Below are 3,394 nucleotides of genomic sequence, written 5' to 3'. Positions count from 1 at the left end.
TGGCGTTGAAGGCGGCAGGTCTCAAGAATTTTTCAGTCAATTGATTCCTTATTTGAGAGTAAACCGAGTTGCTGGTTTACCTCGTTCAGATTCAAGTTTGGCTAAGGTATTCAAAAATTAGGTAAGTGGGTAGTTTTATGATTGATCATCGCATCATCGATAGTAATTCATTAACGTTATCGAAACAGGGTGTCACGGTATCCATTCAATTGGCTAACCCCGCGGGAAATTTCAAGCTGCCATGTATGGAATAAAAAGGCTGGATAGATGATTGCTAAAGCTATGAATCAGTTGCTACTACTGTTGGTTACCTGCGTTGGCGGTGTTTGTGGATACGCGACTCAGGCGGATGAGACGCAGCTTCCGCAACTCTCGGTTGGTATTAAAACCGCCACCAGCTATCTGGACGCGGCCTATATCGATAACTCAGCGGGCAAGCCACGCCTGCTGGTGCTCACCGATATGGGCAATGAGCCGGACGACCAGATGTCCATGGTGCGCCTGTTGCTCTATGTCAACCAGCTCGATATCGAAGGCCTGGTTGCCACTACCTCCACCTGGCTGAAAGACCGCACCAATCCGCACACCATCCACAAGATTATAGCCGGTTACGCAGCGGTTCGGGACACGCTGATGCTGCACGCCACCGGCTGGCCCGAAGCCGCGTTGCTCGCCTCGCGGGTGAGTAGCGGCCAGCCTGGTTATGGCATGTCAGCTGTTGTTAAAGGACAGAATTCAGCGGGGGCAAACGCCATCATTGAGGCGGTTGATCGAGACGATGACAGGCCGCTGTGGATTTCCGTCTGGGGCGGGGCCAATACCCTCGCTCAGGCGTTGTTGCATATTCGAGAAACCCGCAGCGAGGCCGAACTACAGGCATTCGTGGCCAAGCTGCGGGTCTATTCCATTTCCGATCAGGACGATGCCGGACCCTGGATCCGGCAACAATTCCCGCAGCTGTTTTATGTGGTTAAGCCATCGTCCGCCGATGGTGGCGAATACGTCTACGCCAGCTGGACCGGCATCAGCGGTGATCTTTTTTACCGCAATGGTGCGGGAGCGGATAGTTCCTTGATCACCAATGAGTGGCTGCAGGAAAATATTCGCGACAAGGGTTCTTTTGGCAAGTTGTATCCAGCCTATTGGTTTATTATGGAAGGTGACACGCCTTCATTTCTCCATCTGCTGGGCAATGGCCTGGAAAGCCACCGCAGCCCGGCCTGGGGTGGTTGGGGCGGTCGCTATGTTTTTCGTCAGCCTTATGGTGAGAGCCGGGCTATCTGGACCCAGGGCGGCGACCTGCTTTTTCGGCTCACTTCCCAGGATCAGGTCAAGGGTATCGATGGCAATACCCATTTGTCGGACCAGGCCACGATCTGGCGCTGGCGCGAAGCCTTTCAGCATGATTTTGCCGCGCGCATGGACTGGACTGTTAAAGCCTTTGAGGATGCCAATCATCCGCCGCAAGTTCAGCTTAACGGCCTTCACTATGCCCAACCGATGGTGATCAACGCCCAGGTCGGCGATGTGATCGAGTTGGACGCTTCCAACAGCGTTGACCCCGATGGCGACACCTTGAGCTTTAGCTGGTTTCACTACCCCGAAGCGGGCTATGTCGTGGGGCAGGGACAGGCGGTGCTAAATATCGAGAATGTCGATCAGCCGCGAACAAAGCTGACAGTAACCCGGGCTTGCAGCGACGCCTGGATTGCACAATGGGTGAGTTGCACGGGCGGCGTCGCGCACCTGATTCTGGCTGTCACTGATACCGGAACACCGGCATTAACCCGCTATCGCAGAGTCATTTTCAATGTTACGGCGAAAGGCAGTGAGTGACGGCTGAAACCCCACCGCCTGACGCCACCATTCAGTTTAGAAAATAATGAGGTATCACTTTCCTGCAGCAAGCGTTCCCGGACCAGCTTTTTAGGGGAAACGTTGGCAATACGCTGGCAGATTTGATTCAAACGGCTTTCCGATACCCCAATGGTTGAAGCATATTTGGGCACAGACCAGTGTTCGCGAAAATACAGTTCAATTTGCTGTGAGAACTGATGAAAAAGTCTAAGTTCTTCGTTATTGACCGCCGAGCTTCTTGCTCTTTGCGGGCTTAAACAGCTAATTTGAATCAACAAAAGGTTAACGAAGTTTTCTAAAGCGACTGAGCGAGCGGGGCAGTTTTCGTACCACTCTTGCGATATGTGCTGGAGTAATTCAGTCATTAACTTCCATTGATTGAGTTGCGTACTTTTAAGGCCACCTGGAGACAGGCATATACCCGAATCAAGCTTAATTTCTGGTTCACTTTGCGCGGTACGTTTCATTAACTGCCATATCAATGATTGGCGGATGGTCAGTACATGGCCGGCTGCGTCTTCGGATATGCCAAAGGAATGTGGAACGGTGGGTGGTGTCAGAAAAAGAGCAGGGCCTTGAACATGGTATAACTTGTCATCGATATGGAAGTGGATTTCTCCTCTGTCAATGAAATGAATTTTCAGGGACTGCACGTGTCGGTGAATCGGCTGTTCGCGGCCAAAAAAATCGGCAAACTTGCCCAGTTGATCATAGTGAATGACCGCATCGAGGTAGCGCTTGTCGTAATCTTCGCCAATGTTGAGCTCAGGTATCCAGCTGTCTGCTTGCGTTTTCGCTGTCGTTTTTTTCGTAACCATTCTTCATTCGTCGTGATGGGTTCGCTGTGTGTCAGCGTGACTGAAACAGCGTGCGTCGTCGCTTGGCGTAGATAGCAACCGCCGCTAGCGTGACCACGGTTGTTACCAGAAACAAACTGGTTTGCGTGCCGTCATAATAATAAGCGCTGAGAAAGGAACCGAGCGCGCCGACCCCAATTTGAAACGTACTTAACACGGACGCCCCCAGTCCGGCAGACTTGGCCAGTGGCCCCAGGGCTTCGAGGCTGGTAATAGGCAGGCAGATGGCCATGCCCAGCATATACAGCGAAGCGGTCACCCACAGCACCCACGCAGGTGCCTGCCAGAATAGCAGAGAAAAACTCAGTAAACCGGTCAGGCCTAATATCCCCATGCCGATCAATAAAGTACGACTGGGCGGCAACCATACCGAGAGATGACGGGTCGCCAGCGCACCGATGAAATAGCTGACTGCCGCAAGGGCAAACAGCAAGCCGAACTCCGCCGCCGTTACGCCGTACAGATCATGCATCACCACGGATAACGATGTGAGTATGGCAAAGTAGCCAACAAAGGGCAGGGTAAATAAAGCGATGCCGGTTTTGGCTTGCGGGGATGATTTCACCAGGCTGAACGTCTGCGATAACTGCGTCCAAACGCTCATGGCGGGCATTGGCTTGCGCGTTTCTGGCAGCCAGAAATAGACCGTCAGCCAGGCGGCAAAACCATAAACAGCGCTG

At 52.6% G+C, this 3,394-nt stretch carries 3 protein-coding genes; 1 reads left to right on the top strand and 2 read right to left on the bottom strand.

The genetic code is table 11. From position 1 onward, the window contains the following. Positions 1-267 precede the first annotated feature (267 nt). Positions 268-1,836 (top strand): nucleoside hydrolase-like domain-containing protein, encoded by a 1,569-nt coding sequence (locus G8764_RS22115; RefSeq protein WP_207952049.1) that lies wholly within the window; start codon positions 268-270, stop codon positions 1,834-1,836. Here G8764_RS22115 and G8764_RS22110 read toward each other — a convergent pair. After that, positions 1,791-2,675: an AraC family ligand binding domain-containing protein gene (locus G8764_RS22110; protein ID WP_166168532.1), complete on the bottom strand. Its 885-nt coding sequence runs from the start codon at positions 2,673-2,675 to the stop codon at positions 1,791-1,793. The genes G8764_RS22115 and G8764_RS22110 overlap by 46 nt on opposite strands. Positions 2,676-2,706: 31 nt before the next feature. Next, on the bottom strand, positions 2,707-3,394 hold a 688-nt coding region (locus tag G8764_RS22105), incomplete at its 5' end, for a multidrug effflux MFS transporter (RefSeq protein WP_166168529.1).

This window comes from Pseudomaricurvus alcaniphilus, from assembly GCF_011440395.1.
GTDB lineage: Bacteria > Pseudomonadota > Gammaproteobacteria > Pseudomonadales > Cellvibrionaceae > Pseudomaricurvus > Pseudomaricurvus alcaniphilus.
Note: the sequence above shows the minus strand (reverse complement) of the source record. Positions and strands in the feature narration are given on the sequence as shown.